14 protein-coding genes are annotated in these 15271 nt (G+C 43.8%); all 14 read right to left on the reverse strand.

Going from position 1 to position 15271, the window contains the following annotated elements; genetic code table 11:
- Positions 1-329 precede the first annotated feature (329 nt).
- The gene (locus NKI27_RS10425) at positions 330-1070 is read right to left on the reverse strand and encodes a DUF3047 domain-containing protein (RefSeq protein ID WP_265045993.1); all 741 of its coding nucleotides are present in this window, start codon (positions 1068-1070) and stop codon (positions 330-332) included.
- Complete coding sequence (locus NKI27_RS10430) at positions 1016-2173, reverse strand: phospholipase D-like domain-containing protein (protein WP_265045994.1); 1158 nt, start codon at positions 2171-2173, stop codon at positions 1016-1018. The genes NKI27_RS10425 and NKI27_RS10430 overlap by 55 nt, the downstream gene beginning before the upstream one ends.
- A 31-nt stretch (positions 2174-2204) precedes the next feature.
- Positions 2205-3044, reverse strand: coding sequence for an alpha/beta fold hydrolase (locus tag NKI27_RS10435; protein WP_265045995.1), 840 nt, complete (start codon positions 3042-3044; stop codon positions 2205-2207).
- Positions 3045-3263: 219 nt separating this feature from the next.
- Complete coding sequence (locus tag NKI27_RS10440; protein ID WP_265045996.1) at positions 3264-3581, reverse strand: DUF5676 family membrane protein; 318 nt, start codon at positions 3579-3581, stop codon at positions 3264-3266.
- A complete protein-coding gene (locus NKI27_RS10445) occupies positions 3578-3868 on the reverse strand; it encodes a YHS domain-containing protein (protein WP_265045997.1) in 291 nt (96 codons plus the stop codon). Before NKI27_RS10445 ends, NKI27_RS10440 begins: the two co-directional genes overlap by 4 nt.
- A 412-nt stretch (positions 3869-4280) precedes the next feature.
- Complete coding sequence (locus NKI27_RS10450) at positions 4281-5546, reverse strand: MgtC/SapB family protein (protein ID WP_265045998.1); 1266 nt, start codon at positions 5544-5546, stop codon at positions 4281-4283.
- 92 nt (positions 5547-5638) lie between these two features.
- Positions 5639-6181, reverse strand: coding sequence for a carboxymuconolactone decarboxylase family protein (locus NKI27_RS10455; RefSeq protein ID WP_265045999.1), 543 nt, complete (start codon positions 6179-6181; stop codon positions 5639-5641).
- Positions 6182-6193: 12 nt separating this feature from the next.
- Positions 6194-6682, reverse strand: coding sequence for a c-type cytochrome (locus NKI27_RS10460; RefSeq protein ID WP_265046000.1), 489 nt, complete (start codon positions 6680-6682; stop codon positions 6194-6196).
- A 27-nt stretch (positions 6683-6709) separates the two neighbouring features.
- The gene (locus NKI27_RS10465; RefSeq protein ID WP_265046001.1) at positions 6710-7885 is read right to left on the reverse strand and encodes a cation:proton antiporter; all 1176 of its coding nucleotides are present in this window, start codon (positions 7883-7885) and stop codon (positions 6710-6712) included.
- A complete protein-coding gene (locus NKI27_RS10470) occupies positions 7858-8898 on the reverse strand; it encodes a 2-hydroxyacid dehydrogenase (protein WP_265046002.1) in 1041 nt (346 codons plus the stop codon). Before NKI27_RS10470 ends, NKI27_RS10465 begins: the two co-directional genes overlap by 28 nt.
- Positions 8899-8940: 42 nt before the next feature.
- Positions 8941-9894, reverse strand: a complete 954-nt coding sequence (locus NKI27_RS10475; protein ID WP_265046003.1) for a ribose-phosphate pyrophosphokinase — start codon at positions 9892-9894, stop codon at positions 8941-8943.
- 2 nt (positions 9895-9896) lie between these two features.
- Positions 9897-11408: a thymidine phosphorylase family protein gene (locus NKI27_RS10480; RefSeq protein WP_265046004.1), complete on the reverse strand. Its 1512-nt coding sequence runs from the start codon at positions 11406-11408 to the stop codon at positions 9897-9899.
- A 9-nt stretch (positions 11409-11417) separates the two neighbouring features.
- Complete coding sequence (locus tag NKI27_RS10485) at positions 11418-12773, reverse strand: MBL fold metallo-hydrolase (RefSeq protein WP_265046005.1); 1356 nt, start codon at positions 12771-12773, stop codon at positions 11418-11420.
- Positions 12770-15229, reverse strand: a complete 2460-nt coding sequence (locus NKI27_RS10490; protein ID WP_265046006.1) for a phosphoketolase family protein — start codon at positions 15227-15229, stop codon at positions 12770-12772. Before NKI27_RS10490 ends, NKI27_RS10485 begins: the two co-directional genes overlap by 4 nt.
- Positions 15230-15271: the final 42 nt, after the last annotated feature.

The raw sequence follows: 15271 nt of genomic DNA on the forward strand, positions 1-15271 counted from the left end.
CTTTCGGTAAGATCTTCATCTACATGTACATGCGCAGTTGAAACCGAATGGTCAAAGTGCATATCAGTAGTTTTCTCGAAAGAAGAAATAATTTCAGAATCAATCACCCCCACATCAGCCAATATACTACTGTACGCTAAACCAACAGTTATCAAGAGAGCTAGGGCAATGAACCTGAATATAAAAGCCATCTACCGATCCAATTTACAAACACATTAATAGAAACCTTTTGTCTATTAGGTTAGTACATTTCAATTAAGTTCACCATAAGTTGATATTAATTATCGTTCTTCCTTCTAACTAAATTTTAGCCATAACCCTGCTGGATATCACTTTTGTGAAAAAGTAATATCACCGTAGTAGGAAACTACCTTACCTTCACTATTATCAGTATCAGTCATCAAAGCGACCACATGAATATATCGCACTTCTGAACCAAACAATTTTCTAAAATCTTCATAGACATTGCGTTTTTCTTCGTACCACGTTTCTAGCTGGTCATCGGAAGAACGTATTGCATACATTCGTGCGCTACTTCCTGCAAAGGCATTCGGCCAGGATGTACCCTTTGGCAAATTACTCGACCAAACATAATTTATTGCTTTAGTATTCCAAAAAAATAGGCCTCCAGATACTACAACATATATCCTTGCTGCATAGTCATCACCAGATTTTTGTTTTTCATCCATTTGGCCTAATCTATTTGAAACGCGCCAACGCCAAGTCAGATAAGGGTATTTTTTAATATCTACAGTAATTTTTTTTACTAACCCTGATGCACTGGCTTTACTGTCAGCTTTAAGAGCAGTTGTGTCACCCAACTGAACAAAAACATAGCTTGTTTTACCATTAAAGAGCTTTTCCTCCCATCCTTCCAATCCTCCGCTCGAAAATTTTCCAACAGGAATGGTGCCACCTGTTTCCGCCTGTGCGATACAAGCAAGTATTATTGAAAGAAAAAAATAAAATAATACTTTTAATGTAACCCTAGCTCTTATGTACCGGAACATTAGCTTCATAACAGTCGTCTCAACCAATATCCCAATAAGGCCAATGGCCACCACCGCCATGCTATCCGTTTCCAATGAGCTGCTGAAATTGGGTGACACTCTGTTTTGGCCGCTGAATATAGCTTTCTAAATGAGGAAATAAGTGCGTTATTAGAAGTAATAAGTACCAGTTCAAAATTAACAAACAGGCTACGATAATCGACGTTGGCAGAACCGATCATTACTTTCACATCATCCACTATCATAAGCTTGGCATGGAGCATCCGAGGCTGATACTCATAAACCTCGATACCTGCCATCAATAATTGCGTGTAGTAGTTTTTAACGGCCCAATCTACGCATTTGTTATCACTTAATCGGGGAACCATTAATTCGACTCGTACGCCACGGCTAGCCGTGGCTATTAAGCGCTTAAGCAAAAAACTATCAGGTACAAAGTAAGGCGTTGCAACCCGTACGCTTTCCTTGGCAGACTTCAGCATATTGCCAATTTCACAACGCAGACGAAAACGGCACTTTTTTGAGAAATTTGGTAATAGATAGATAGGTGAGTCACTGACCGGAAGGTGAAACTGCCTCGAACCATTCCAAAATTCCAAAAAATAACGTTCTACCGCTTTAGCGGTTGGTTCGGACATAGCTACATGGCAGTCAAACCAACGCTGCACTCCAATCATTTTACGAGAGCTTTCATTATGAATATTGAACCCACCGATGAAGGCCTTCGTGCCATCCACTACTAATATTTTTCGATGATTTCGTACATTGAATTGAAGCGGATTTTTCCAGGCCCAACGATGAAACCACTTGAGTTTCACGCCATATGGAATCATCTTTTTGAAAAAGGAACCATGTAACCAATTTCCACTGCCAGCAGCATCAATATGTATTCTTACATCAACCCCTTGCATGGCTTTTTCTTGGAGGGCCACAATAAAGCGTTGGCCGACCTCATCTGTTGCAAAAATGTATGATTCCAGATAAATACTTATTTCAGCGTTAGAAATCGCATCGAGCATTGCCGTAAATAGCTCATCGCCTTCACAATAGACACTAAAAGGATCTATGACTGTTGCGTCTTGCTCAACAGCACCATTGCTCTCCTCACAATGACATGAGGTGTTGTTATATCTGTTCGTTGCACCATCGATATTATTAAACACCTAAGTATTCCTTTATTGAGCTAACGATTCGCTAAAACTCCGTTATAAAATTAGTGTGGGTCATCAATGGAACGCCAAGAATAATATCTGCACAGGATTTTGGTGCTCTTAGCCAGGGTTGATGACCAGTGCCATCCAACAGGATTAGCCGCCAGTTCGAATGCAGTCGTACCAGGCGTTTAATGCCCTCGACCGGTGCCGAAATATCATCTTCCGCATGGATACAAATGACAGGTAATGTTTTTGGAAGCTTCTTGGCATCATCATTAAGGTCATAACGATAAAGGACCTCCCAAAGAGACGTCGTAGATGACATTACATTGTGTTTAACGAGGTCGTCCACGACTTCAGCAGGGTAATCCTTCAGTATATAAAGAAGAATTTGTCTTGTGATGCCCCTAGTTATCAGGCAAGTTAATGCGGTAGTCATCATATTAGTCAATAACCAGCCACTGGGTTTATGCCTTAGCCACCGATAAGCGGTATGTTTATCACCGAAATATGGGCAGCTGATTAAGATCAGGCGATTAACCGTTTCCGGGTACCGTGCGGAATAGGCTAAGGCCAACGCTGCCCCGAGAGAATGTCCTACCAGAGTTAAATTTTTACGATCACCTAAAGCCTCTTTTAAGGCTTCTAAATGTAAATCTACCGTATATCGGCAATACGGTTTAGGTGAGTCTCCAAAACCCAGTAAATCAACCATAATCAGGTGGGAATCGAAATTAACCTGATCCATGACCGATAACCAATACCGGTGTGTACCACCAAGACCATGCAGCAAAACTATCGTCGGACCAGAACCTGGGCGCTCAACTACATGAAGCCCACTACCCTGTCGTTTCCGAAGATTACTGAGATAGGATGTCAACGTCTTTTTATCGGTCACGATATATTCTTTCTTTTGTGCTTACACCAGGTACAGGTACATCCCTCTCGTAACGTTAACAAGGAATCTCGCTTGTTCCAATTGGTCAAGTAATACCACTCGCTTTCACCAAAGCAATCGCCGCAGACAGTCCTGTGGGCCCCGCGCCTGCTATTTCAACTAATCGACCACGGTCCATAGTGACCCCTTAATGTAGGCATCCTACGTTTGCTCTGTACCTGCACCGTGCTTACAACAACTGGATGGCTTCTTCTCAGCCGGTGTGTCACGAGACGCGATTACGTTATAAAGAGGAATCCAAATAAGCGTAACGTACCAGCCGTATCCGTAACTCTCTATAAGACCAATAAAATAACTACGCCAACTGATCCATTCGAAACCCGGCAAGAGTGCTTGCCAGGTTTGATACATTGCCCGCTCAGGAAATACCAGATCAAACAGGACGCATAAAGTGAATGTAATTGCAGCGAACAGGCTACTCGCATGACCTGCCGCCTTTAGTGAAAGTCCTTGACTCATGACGAGCCCCCGTCGACAGGATTGGGGTGCTGAATATAATTCTCAAGATTGGTTTCAAATTTATCCAGGCACGCTCTTGAACAAAAGCGATAAAGAAGACCTTGGTACATTTTCCCGTACCCTTCGTCTACGTTAACGTATTGCCCGCAAACAGGATCAACATGATTGTCAGCAGTGCTTTTCTTATGATGTCCACCATGCCCATGCACGGAGTGAGAGCCACAACCATGACGCATCATAAAATAAAAAAGTGCTGCAAATAATAGAAAAGAAAATAGACCATCCATTTTTCGTTACCTCTAATTGGATTAGACTTTATCTCGTGAAAAATCCAGTCAATGGTTAATGCTTGCTATGTTTATATATTAGTAGTCTAGACCTGTGTGCAGCGAATGAGTCAACATCGAAAGCTAAGTATTTCTATGTTTAATTTAGAAAATTGTATGACGGTAATTTGTTGCGTTACTGCTTTCTCGCCGGGATCATCTCTGAACTACTTATTACCTATAGCATCTATGAAAGCGTCCACCCTATGATCAGGAATGTAGGCGAATATGATTAATCGAGGTGGCACACCACCTATCTTTGGTAGGCCGCTCTGGCAGCCCTCGCCACTTTTGTGTCTACATGGTAGACACTGCTCCTAGGTAATAAAAAGAGCCAACTTAAACGCCAAACGAAAGTTATAACCTCTGTTGTTCATGATAAAAAGAACCAAGCAAGCAATATCCCTATTAGCGACAATAAAAACCCTCCCCCAATATGTAATTGGAGTTCCTTTGTACCTAGCGCAACGGTTAAACCATATTTGAAAATTAGGTTCGCGATATAGGCTACTAAGATTGCGTTGGTAGCGATCGACGCATCAATATTACCGGTAGAAACAAGCCTTAGGCTCGACAAGGTTATCGCGTCTACATCGGTTAACCCTGAGATAAACGCTGCAATGTACACGCCTTCGGCTTGAAACGTGTCGTTCATCCAGGCAACCAGAAGCAATACACCCGCAAATATTAACGCAAAGCTAATTGCAGCCTTTAGCTCTGTCGGGTTTTCAATTTTAAACTCAGGCGCTTCTTTGTCTTTGTTTGGTTTGAATCGTCTAAGTAGCCAAAAAATATAGGCTATTCCAAGCAGTAACCCGCCCAATAAACCCGGTGCGAGAGACGTTAAAACGGAGGATTCAAAGATGGCTGTTACCGCTACGATTCGTAAGAACAACACCAAGTTTGAAAGCATGATGATGACAACGGCTTCGGGCATGAACGATGGTTGTTTAGCCGTATGACGTGAATAAACCATCGTAGTGGCGGTTGTTGATACCAGTCCGCCAAAAAAACCAATAACAAGGATGCCCTTTTTCTTACCAAGCAACCTTATCGCGAGGTACCCGGCAAGGCTGATACCAGAAATTAATACGACCAGCCAACCTATTTGGTAGGGATTAATAACGTTATAGGGCCCATAGGTAGTATTTGGTAAGACAGGCAATAGGACAAAGGCAATTGCTGCGAACAGGAAGAACGACGTAATGTCTTGTCGGGATAACTTATTCGGTACGCTGTGCAGCTCAGCCCTAAAATAGAGAATAGCGGTTGTTGCTATGGCGATAGCGGCAACAAGAATATTATGACCAAACCACAACATGAAACCCAAGCCAAAAGTGATGATGCCTGCGATAACCGACGTTGTGTTAGGGTCAGTTTGGCAGTGATTGGATTTCTGCCATTGCGCAACAATTAATGATGTTCCAATGACCAGCGCCATCACAATGGTTATAAAAGGATACTGACCCATTTTCAGCACGTAACCAGACAGCGTACCTGCAATTGAAATCAATGCAAAGGTACGAATTCCTGCAATGGCTTCCTTATGCTGCTCTCGTTCAACACCGATTAAGAAGCCGATCCCAATACTCTGGGCAAATATAATTATGTGATCGAGTTGAACTGCATAGTCATTCAATTAATAGCCTCCGAGCGTTAAAAAATATTTTAATTAAATAATAATCAAATATATGCAGAGCATATCTAGAATACGCTTAAACTTTATGAGTATTAGCGTTTGATTTGACAAAACCCCTGTGGAGGAACATTTAAGGCCGCATTGAACTTACTAGACATATTCTGAAAGGCAATGAGCCCTGTAAGTTCAATAACGTCATCCTCCGAAAAATATTTTGCAAGCCACTCTCGATCTTTCTCGGTGACCTGTTTGTTCGAAAGTGTGACTGCCTCAGCATAATTTATGGCGGCCTTCTCGCGCTCAGTAAACAAATCACTGTCTTTATAGCTCTCCAGGTCGGAGAGTTTTTCTTCACTGTTTCCACGTTTCAAAACCATCATGGAATTAATATCAACACAAAATTCGCACCAGTTAATTTGTGAGACACGCACGGTGATTAACGACCTTAAGGAGGGTTCAATGGGTGATTTTCTGCGATCGATGGCACCATAGAGTAGTGCCAAGGCCGCAAACACTTTTGGGGTTCTTCCCCATAGCTTGGCGGGCTCCAGCACCTGCCCATAACGTCTCATTTGGTTCCAGAAGAATATTTTCACGTACCAAGGGTATTTCTTAGCTACATTTGATTCTTTCATCTCATAGAATTCCTAATGTTCATCTTGATGATCACCTAAAAGAAAGTGAACCAGATCATTTGCATCCCTTTCTGACATTTGCCACCTAGGCATAAGGTCGTTAAGGTTTTCTCCCGCGGGGTTCACGCCCTCAATGATTGCCCTTTTTAGTGAATTGGAATCATAAACAGCGTGATCATGACCTTTACTTTCATGATCACCAGTTAAAGCGGCGGGGGTGAGTGCAGGCGAGGTAACCCAAAACCAAGGCCACATTCGATTCCCCCCCTCCCTATTAATACCGTGGCATGTTACACAGCCACCACCGTGCATTTTCATATGATGATGCCCCCCTGATGTAGGCACAACTGAATTATCTTCTGTGACCCCAGTGAAATAGATTTTTTCTCCATTTCCAGAAAAGGGTCCTTTTGTGTACGTGGTATCAGAGTGCATACCTTCAGAACATGAAACTAAAAACAGTAGTGCAGATAACATCATCACTCGTATTATTTTTTTCATATTTATCTCCTCTTTTTTTAGTCTGATTTATCTCTGTTGAAGGGGGTAACTGGCAATTGCGATACCAACTGGGGCAATGAGTGCCGTTGCCAAAGTCATCGTAACCAGAGCGATCATTGTATGTTCACTCACATGGCCTTGTTGCAACCCCATGCTAGCGACGATCAGGCCAACTTCTCCCCTAGGGAGTAACGCGAACCCCAAAGTCCAACGTTCTCTGTTACTAAAGTGATTTTTTATGCACCATGGGCTAAACAGCTTCCCAAGAATGGCAGCCAACAATAAGGCTCCAGTCAACATCAATAGATGCTTCCCACTTACCGGTATTTGAGCCACCCTTATACCTATAGATATAAAAAATACGGGGACCATCCAGTTAAACAGCCTTTCGAACTGAATATGTGTTTTACGATGACTACTCCTACCATGGCTGACAATGGTGAGCATAAGCCCCGCAATAAAGGCACCTAAAGCACCAGACAATCCGACGATACTAGTGATAAGCGCACTTACGCCAACAATAAGTAGATAACAGGTTACTCTTAACGGCAACCGATCAAGCAATGTGTAACGATTGATACTGCGAGCAATAAAAAACAAAGCTGTGCCAAGTACAAGTAATGCTCCCAAACTAACCAACATCGAATAACCTAAAGAAATAAAGCCGGTGTTACTTGAACTCAACGAGTGCAGTGACGACATCAAATACAAGGCAACTACATCATCAATAACCGCCGCCGCCAGTAATACATTGCCAAGTGGTGTATTTTGCAATTTGTACTGTCGAAACGACTCAATACTAATGCCAATACTCGTGGCAGAAAGGGCTGCGGCAACATACATAGCCTCATCAAACCGGTTATCAATAGCATACGACGCAATAAACCCCAAAATGAGGCTGGCAACGATACCAACAATACCGAGTAAACATCCTTTGGCAATATTTTGTCTAAACGCTAACCAATGAACGCCTAGGCCAGAAGCAAACAATAAAGCGACAACCGCGACATCAGCAGCGATAGCGGCTATTTCATCAAAGCTAACCCAGTTGAGAAAAAGAGGCCCGACTATTACACCTACAAGAATATTGATAGCTGAATCGGGCAACCGCTTCTTCGTCAACCACTTGTTGAAGGGTATACAAGCTAAAAACCACCATGAATAGAAAGAGACTATTAGCCACTGACTGCATGCCTGTCGCACCCAGCTTTTACCTGTAGCTGAGTTGAGATCTCATTGATGAGCGGGCTACCAACAGAATAGCTATCGAGGTTTTTGACGGTTGTTTGAGCGATATTGGTTAATGCTTCACGGGTCAGAAAACCTTGATGAGCGGTAACAATCACATTTGGAAACGTTAATAATCGTGCTAATACATCGTCTTGCACACCGATGTCCGAAAAGTCTTCAAAAAATATATCTGCTTCCTCTTCGTAAACATCTAGCCCGGCACCAGCAATTTTATTTAGCTTAAGCGCGTCTATTAAAGAAGACGCCTGGATTAGCTCTCCTCTACTCGTGTTCACCAATAATGCATTAGATTTCATCAAAGAAAGCACGTTTTTATTAACCAGGTGGTGGGTGGACGGGGTCAACGGAAGGTGCAGTGATACAACATCCGAGCTCGCCATTAACTTCTCAAGCGAGCAGTACTCAACATTTCCAAGCGCTAGCAACGTGACATCAACAGATTGATCAAAAGCTAAAACACGGCAGCCAAATCCCCTTGCTATATGAGCGAAAGCCGCACCGATTTTACCGGTTCCGACCACCCCCACGGTCTTTCCATGCATATCAAATCCAACTAGACCGTCTAATGAAAAATTAAGTTCCCTCACTCGCTGATGGGCACGATGTATTTTCCTGTTGAGACAAAGAACCAACCCCATTGCGTGTTCTGCAACGGCATGCGGGGAATAACCGGGCACTCTCACGACTTTGATTCCATGTACTGCCGCAGCATGCAGGTCAACATTGTTAAACCCTGCACACCTCAATGCGATTAGCTGAGTCCCCCTGCACGCCAGCTGACAAATAACATCTTCATTAATTTGGTCATTCACAAAACAACAGACCGCTATATAACCTTTAGCCAGCTCCCAAGTGCGTTCGCTCAGCTGTTGGTCAATATAAACAGGTTGATGCTTGCTATTAGCGAAAGCCTCTTCGATATAAGTTTTTTCAAAAGGGTGGATATCAAATATGGCTACTTTCATTTCTGCACCTTCGTAAGAAAAACGTCTTTAGATAATTTTAAATTAGGAAACCAATTCATTCTCCGATGCAAGACAACGTCTTAACTCTTGAGCGATTAGATTCGACACATCAATTTGAGCGTGAGGCTGTGCAATACTGTTGGTGGTGATTAATCGATCTGCCCCTGCGGCGAGTAAGTGAGAATCCGCGTTTTCTGCAAAAATCCCATGTACCGCAACACACCATACCGGATTTATAAACTGTTGCTTGAGCTGCAGTACAGACTCAATCATGGTATGACCACTTGAAATGATGTCATCAACCAGAATAATAGGTTGATCATCCAAAATATTCAGCGGCGGGAAATGCACGGTTACACTTCGATCACCGTGTCTTTCTTTTCGCGATACGCCACAAGGCACACCCGCTTGTTGAGCTACATCGCTAACCCACTGCTCACTCTCCTCATCAGGTCCCAACAAGAAGGCATTATTCGTATTTTCTTTTATCCACGTTGAAAGCAGTGTAGCCGCATGAAGTGACTTTGCAGGTATGCTGTAAATTTCAGACAATGAATGGTAACGGTGTAAGTGAGGGTCTACCGTCACCAACCAGTCAAACCTTTCATTAAGAAGTGACGCAAACGTTTTAGATGTTAACGCTTCGCCTTTATTAAATTTTGTATCCTGGCGCATATAAGCAAGATAGGGTGATACCAGGCCGACACTTTTAGCGCCTAAATCACGCAGGTCATCGGCAAGAAACAGTAATTTGAGTATTTTGTTGTCCGGTTGGTTTAACGAGCAAAGCAAAACAACATCCTGTCCATTTACATCGCTGTTAACATTGACATAACTCTCACCATCAGGAAATTGCCGCATAGCCAAACTGCCCGATGTTAAGTCGAGTTGACTTGCCAGTGTTTGAAATAATGTTTGATTACCATCAACTGAGAACAGTGTTCCTCTGGAAGCTTTCTTGTCATTAGTTCGATTAATCTTAGCAGCGCTAGTCATTATCACTCTCCAATTATTACAATATCTTCATTTGCTACCAAATATTCGTAGGCATAATTTAGTTCGCCCTTTGTTTCAGCATGAATATCCAATATGGACTGACCTTTCTCTACTGTCTGCCCTAAACGAACTTTCCAGTCTACCCCTGCAACAGATGACGCTGGTGCTCCGGCCAACTTGGCCAATCTAGCGAGTTTTCGATTGTCTACTTGTTTAATAACACCTTTGTATTGTGCTTCGAATGAATAAGTATGAGCGGTATTATCCAGTTGTTTTAGCCCACCCTGAGATAGGCAAATTTCCATGAATTTTTGCCAGGCTTTACCAGTGTCTAAGGTGTTTGTGGCTAATATTTTGCCCTGTCCTTTGTCTGCTTTATTTCCCATTTCCAACAATAAACCCGCCAAGGTCAACGCGCGTTCTTTAAGGTTTTCTGGCGCATCGCCTTCACCTTTAAGCACTTTGAGTACGTCTCTCGCCTCAAGTCCTGCCCCAATCCCTTGCCCCACTGGTTCGTTTCCATCTGTAATGATGGTTTCAACCTTTAAATTAAGACGTTTTCCCACTTCAATAAGTTGTCGACTTAGATTCTCTGCTGCGTCTACCGTCCGCACTTTCGCAGATGCTCCTGTAGGGATGTCAATAAGAACGTGAGTGGACCCAGCCGCTATTTTTTTTGACAATACAGATGCTATCAACTGCCCTTCACTATCTAGATCAAGCACTTTTTCAACACGAATAAGCACATCATCAACCGGACTTAACTTTACACTTCCTCCCCACGCAAGCGAGGCACCGGTGCTCTTCACGACCTGTCTTAATCGGCAGAGATCAAGATCAACACGCGTAAGTATCTCCATTGTGTCGGCGGTGCCAGCCGGAGAAGTAATGGCACGGGAAGATGTTTTCGGAATAAGCAGACCGTTGGCCGCCACTATCGAGACAACGATAGGTGTCGTTCGATTGCCCGGTAGGCCCCCCACACAATGTTTATCTAATACAGGCGTTGTACCCCAGTCGAGCTGCTCACCTACTTTAACCATGGCATTGGTAAGCCAAGTGATTTCGTCAATACTTAATCGGTCACCGCCACATGCAGTGACAAAACTGGAAATTTCGATGTCGTTATAGTGCCCTTTGGCAATATCACCGACAATTTCTATCAGATCTATTTCAGAGAAGGGTTGATTGAAAATCTTCGCTCTTAAGCTGGATAAAGAATTAACAACAGGGGCGTGGGTTACCTTAACGCTCTCCCCACCTTTTAATTTCAACTTCGCGAACGCCGCATGGGAAAGTCCTACGGTGTCTGCATCCAACTGATCAATATCAACCACGTAGAGTTTGGCAATTATGGTATGTTCACCGTGCCCCAATTGGATGCTGGCGAGTGCTTCAAACCCCTCTGAGCGACAAACATGGCAATCTGAACGCATAAACGCCACCAGTTCATGGTGGCTATTAACCCCCATAGATTTAGCCATTAGCGTATGGGTTATATTCATACTACTCATGATTATTTCTTACCTCAGTTCAATGGTTTCGCCCATTTCGGGAATGACCGCGTTCAGACTTAATGTTTCGGTGAGCACTCTCCTAAGATTATCCGAAGCGGCAGGTTCCCCGTGGGTTATAATGACCTTGGTAGGGCTATTTTCAGAGGATTGTAGCCATTCGACCAGTTCGTTGTAATCAGCATGTGCTGAGAGCCCAGAGATCTGCCTTACTCCACACGTTATATTGGTGTATTTTCCGTAGGCTTTGATCTGTTTGGCCCCATCCAGAAGTGCTCTACCTCGCGTTCCATTTGCCTGGTACCCAGTAACTAAGAGCGTGTTACGGTGGTTCCCTCCAAATGCAATCAAATGATGTAAAATACGCCCGCCATTTAACATACCGGCCCCTGCAATAATAATTTTGGGGTGCGGGTTCATCGTAAGTTTCTCAGACTCCTGGGGCGTTTTTACAAATGTTATCCCCTTGCACATACGATGGCACTGCTCCTTACTCAATCTATGTTCAGAGTTGAAATCACAATATAACTTGGTCACATCAATTCCCATCGGACTATCAAGGTAAACCGGAATATCGGGAATCAGGCCTTTTTCCTTCAGCTCACTTATTGCGTATGACAAACCCTGGACACGACCAACAGAAAAAGCAGGTACCATTAGGGTTCCTCCCTTTTTAGCGGTTTGGAGAATGACCGTTTGTAACTCAGAGACCGGGTCGTTGCTTGCATGTAATCGATCACCATAGGTGGATTCAACAACAAGATAATCTGATGGCACTAACTGGTGTGGCGGCTTCATAGTTAAGTCATTAGGCCTGCCAACATCACCGCTGAACACAACGGAGCATTCGCCTAGCTGCAACTTAATAAATGCAGAACCAAGAATATGTCCTGCAGGATAGAAAGTTATCGCACCCTCGTTAATAGTGAGTGGCTGACTGAAGCTCACAGTTTTAAATTGGGCAATTGTTTTTTTTGCATCATTGATCGTATATAAAGGTTCCGCAGGAGTATGTTTGGAATAGCCATATTTGTTGGCACGCCGTGCGTCTTCTTCTTGAATATGCGCTGAATCCTTGAGAAGAATTTCTGCCAGGGCTTTAGTCGCTTCTGTACAGTAAATCGATCCTTTAAATCCTTCATTTACCAATCTAGGTAGATAACCAATATGATCAAGATGAGCATGAGTAAGAACGACAGCATCAATCTCTACAGGTGGAAATGGAAAGCGGGTCCAGTTTCGGTTTCTCAGTGCTTTTACCCCCTGAAATAGACCGCAATCAATTAATAGCGTTGTTCCATTATGACGGACAAGGTAACGGGAGCCAGTGACGGTTCCCGCGGCTCCTAGAAATTGAATATTCATGCTTCTCTTTCCCTAATGAAGGTCATCACTTTTCTTGGGTTACTTTTAAACTCGATAGCGTCAATTTCGTGAGAAGAGAGATAATCGGGAAGCGACAACTCAGATAATTCAACCGCGTTTTTTACGATATGGGCCCAACTGCATTGGTTTATAAATAGCATACCTGCCGTATCAAATGTGCCTCCTCGATTCAGATAACCTAAGAACCGAGAGCTAACAGATGACTCCTTCATCAGTACCTGACTGAGGAGTCCTTTCAATGCTTGAGGGCGCGTGTGTGTAACGAAAACCCTTACTTTCATATGGATAGGAAACAAGGTTGTGCAAACATCTTCAGTTTGACAAAACGTGTTTTCAATAACGTCTCGAGGATCACGAAAGCGAGTGGGTTCTAAAATATAGACGACACGACTGTAAAGCCCGCAATCGTCAAGCCGAGCAGCAGCCTTAAGTACTTCCTGCAACTGGAAAGCACCTATAGCGGTCAATATCACCTCAGCTTTTGGGTGGTCTTTAACAATGCTACCACCCCGCTCAACCAGCTGCTGAGAGTCTTCTGGAGTAAATTGGCTCTGCATTTCAGTCTTGGGCGTTACCAGTGCAGCAATATTTCCTTGCGTTTGATATACGGAACGTAATGTTGCAACGGCTGAGTTAGCGTCGGCAGGAAATAGCACTCGGGCAGTATCGCTCATCTCCCCCCATAGAGTCTCACTTAAAGACGGGTCTTGATGAGATTGTTCATTTTTACCATTTTCCCATGCATGTGAGGTCAATAGTACAGGTACGGATAACCAACCTGGTGCCCGTTGGTGCTCTTTCTGATGGCGCGAAAATATAATTTCCTGCCTTAATGCACCCAGCATTTTCATTGCAAATGCTTCATAGGTGACGACCAGATTGAGTCCACCCTTATTCCCGGAGGCAGCACTGATAACCACCTCCTCGTTAAGCGCAGTAATAACGGCACCATTAACTGACTCAGCAACCCCCTCTTCAGGTAGCGTAACGCGATGTTTCAGCTTATCCAATGTCGCGCCCATGCGATTACTACGCAATTCGTCAGGGTTACCCACTCTGACGCGGAGATTAGGGTTCGCATCGACTAGATTACAGAAATACTCATCAAGGGCTGCCATCGGAGAAACCATACTTCCCTCCGCATAGGAGGTATGATTATTCGGCTCTTTAATCACCACCTCTCGATGGCTTAAAGGGTGATCTTTTTCTTTAATCCGAAAGGGGCTCTCGTGATTATTAAATGTGTTTACGGAAGCCTCAATTTCTTCAGTCTTTACAAACAGGTTACCCGCATGTTCATTAAACAACGCACGAGAGTCTATATCGTATTTTGGATTTCCGGGTAGTGGCGCTCCATGAGCTGCATTGGTGGCTGCTCCGTAAAAACCGTAACCTTTATCTGTTTCAGCAATCAAATACGGTATTTTTATTGGATATTGCATATGGCCTTGGGAAACCTGTTCGCTACAAGCTCGAAGCCTGGCTTCCGCTTCAAAAACCCCCCAGATGAATGCCGCCGGATCACGTCCATCAATAGTGATCGGATGAAAACCGTTGAGTTGCAAGTGTTGATAGAACCACTCGTCCCCTCCTTGCTGATACATGCTTGAGCGCTGGTCGATGCGCCGACCATTAGCAATCATTATTGGTGTAACTAAGCCACTGTCTTCTGCTCGCCACCAACGGCTAGCCCAATCGCTTCCACGTTGCTCTTCAAATGCACCATCACTGAGAAAGGCTACCAGACGCTCTCCAGGTAACGGCATGTGGACATACTGTAATTCTGCAAACCCTAAATAGCCGCCTTCAATCACACCACCTGCAGTATTCGCATTCACATGGCTTCCAAGCGGAACACCCGAAGAACCATCACTAGCAACCTTATAGCTATAAAAATCGGATACTAATGTTGATAAGCCGCTATCATTAAAACTGTATCTTTGTTTTTGCTCAGCGTACAGATTGCTAAGGAGAACATTGGTACTGTCAATGGCCGCAACACAATGCCCCTGCCCCATTAACCAACTTCGGGTAAACCCTTCCAGATTGTTAGCCGCGAGATAACCAACATAAGCAGGGACCATATTCAACGAGCCACCGGTATGGCCTTGTGGGTTTTCTTTGAAATCAACATTTGAAAGTGGGCGGCCATCAAGGTAAACGCTGTTGGCATAGGTCATATGTACCACAAGCCACATCGCCGCGCTGGTAATTCGGTCGGCTGCTTCAAACACTGCCAACACATCCTCTAGTCGCTCATAACGCCCAGAGCAAATTAACTGTTGGCAAAGGTCAAACACCCGAACCTGGGTTATATCGCTGTGGCAAATAACTCCATAACCCTTAGCCCAACGAGCAAATACCGCATTACTGTTTCTATAAAGCGCGGCCCGTTGTTGTAACCGATGTAAATCTTCCTCGTTAACTGGAAACATGGTGTTTGTCCTTTTAAAGCGTTCTTATTTAATCTGTTACCA

Source organism: Alkalimarinus alittae, from assembly GCF_026016465.1.
Classification (GTDB): Bacteria; Pseudomonadota; Gammaproteobacteria; order Pseudomonadales; family Oleiphilaceae; genus Alkalimarinus; species Alkalimarinus alittae.

Bases quoted from the DNA above. Each gene is read 5' to 3' on its own strand.
- NKI27_RS10460 (WP_265046000.1), bottom strand. From the start codon at position 6,682: ATGAAAAAAATAATACGAGTGATGATGTTATCTGCACTACTGTTTTTA.
- NKI27_RS10470 (WP_265046002.1), bottom strand. From the start codon at position 8,898: ATGAAAGTAGCCATATTTGATATCCACCCTTTTGAAAAAACTTATATC.
- NKI27_RS10485 (WP_265046005.1), bottom strand. From the start codon at position 12,773: ATGAATATTCAATTTCTAGGAGCCGCGGGAACCGTCACTGGCTCCCGT.
- NKI27_RS10445 (WP_265045997.1), bottom strand. From the start codon at position 3,868: ATGGATGGTCTATTTTCTTTTCTATTATTTGCAGCACTTTTTTATTTT.
- NKI27_RS10475 (WP_265046003.1), bottom strand. From the start codon at position 9,894: ATGACTAGCGCTGCTAAGATTAATCGAACTAATGACAAGAAAGCTTCC.
- NKI27_RS10455 (WP_265045999.1), bottom strand. From the start codon at position 6,181: ATGAAAGAATCAAATGTAGCTAAGAAATACCCTTGGTACGTGAAAATA.
- NKI27_RS10490 (WP_265046006.1), bottom strand. From the start codon at position 15,229: ATGTTTCCAGTTAACGAGGAAGATTTACATCGGTTACAACAACGGGCC.
- NKI27_RS10480 (WP_265046004.1), bottom strand. From the start codon at position 11,408: ATGAGTAGTATGAATATAACCCATACGCTAATGGCTAAATCTATGGGG.
- NKI27_RS10425 (WP_265045993.1), bottom strand. From the start codon at position 1,070: ATGGCGGTGGTGGCCATTGGCCTTATTGGGATATTGGTTGAGACGACT.
- NKI27_RS10440 (WP_265045996.1), bottom strand. From the start codon at position 3,581: ATGAGTCAAGGACTTTCACTAAAGGCGGCAGGTCATGCGAGTAGCCTG.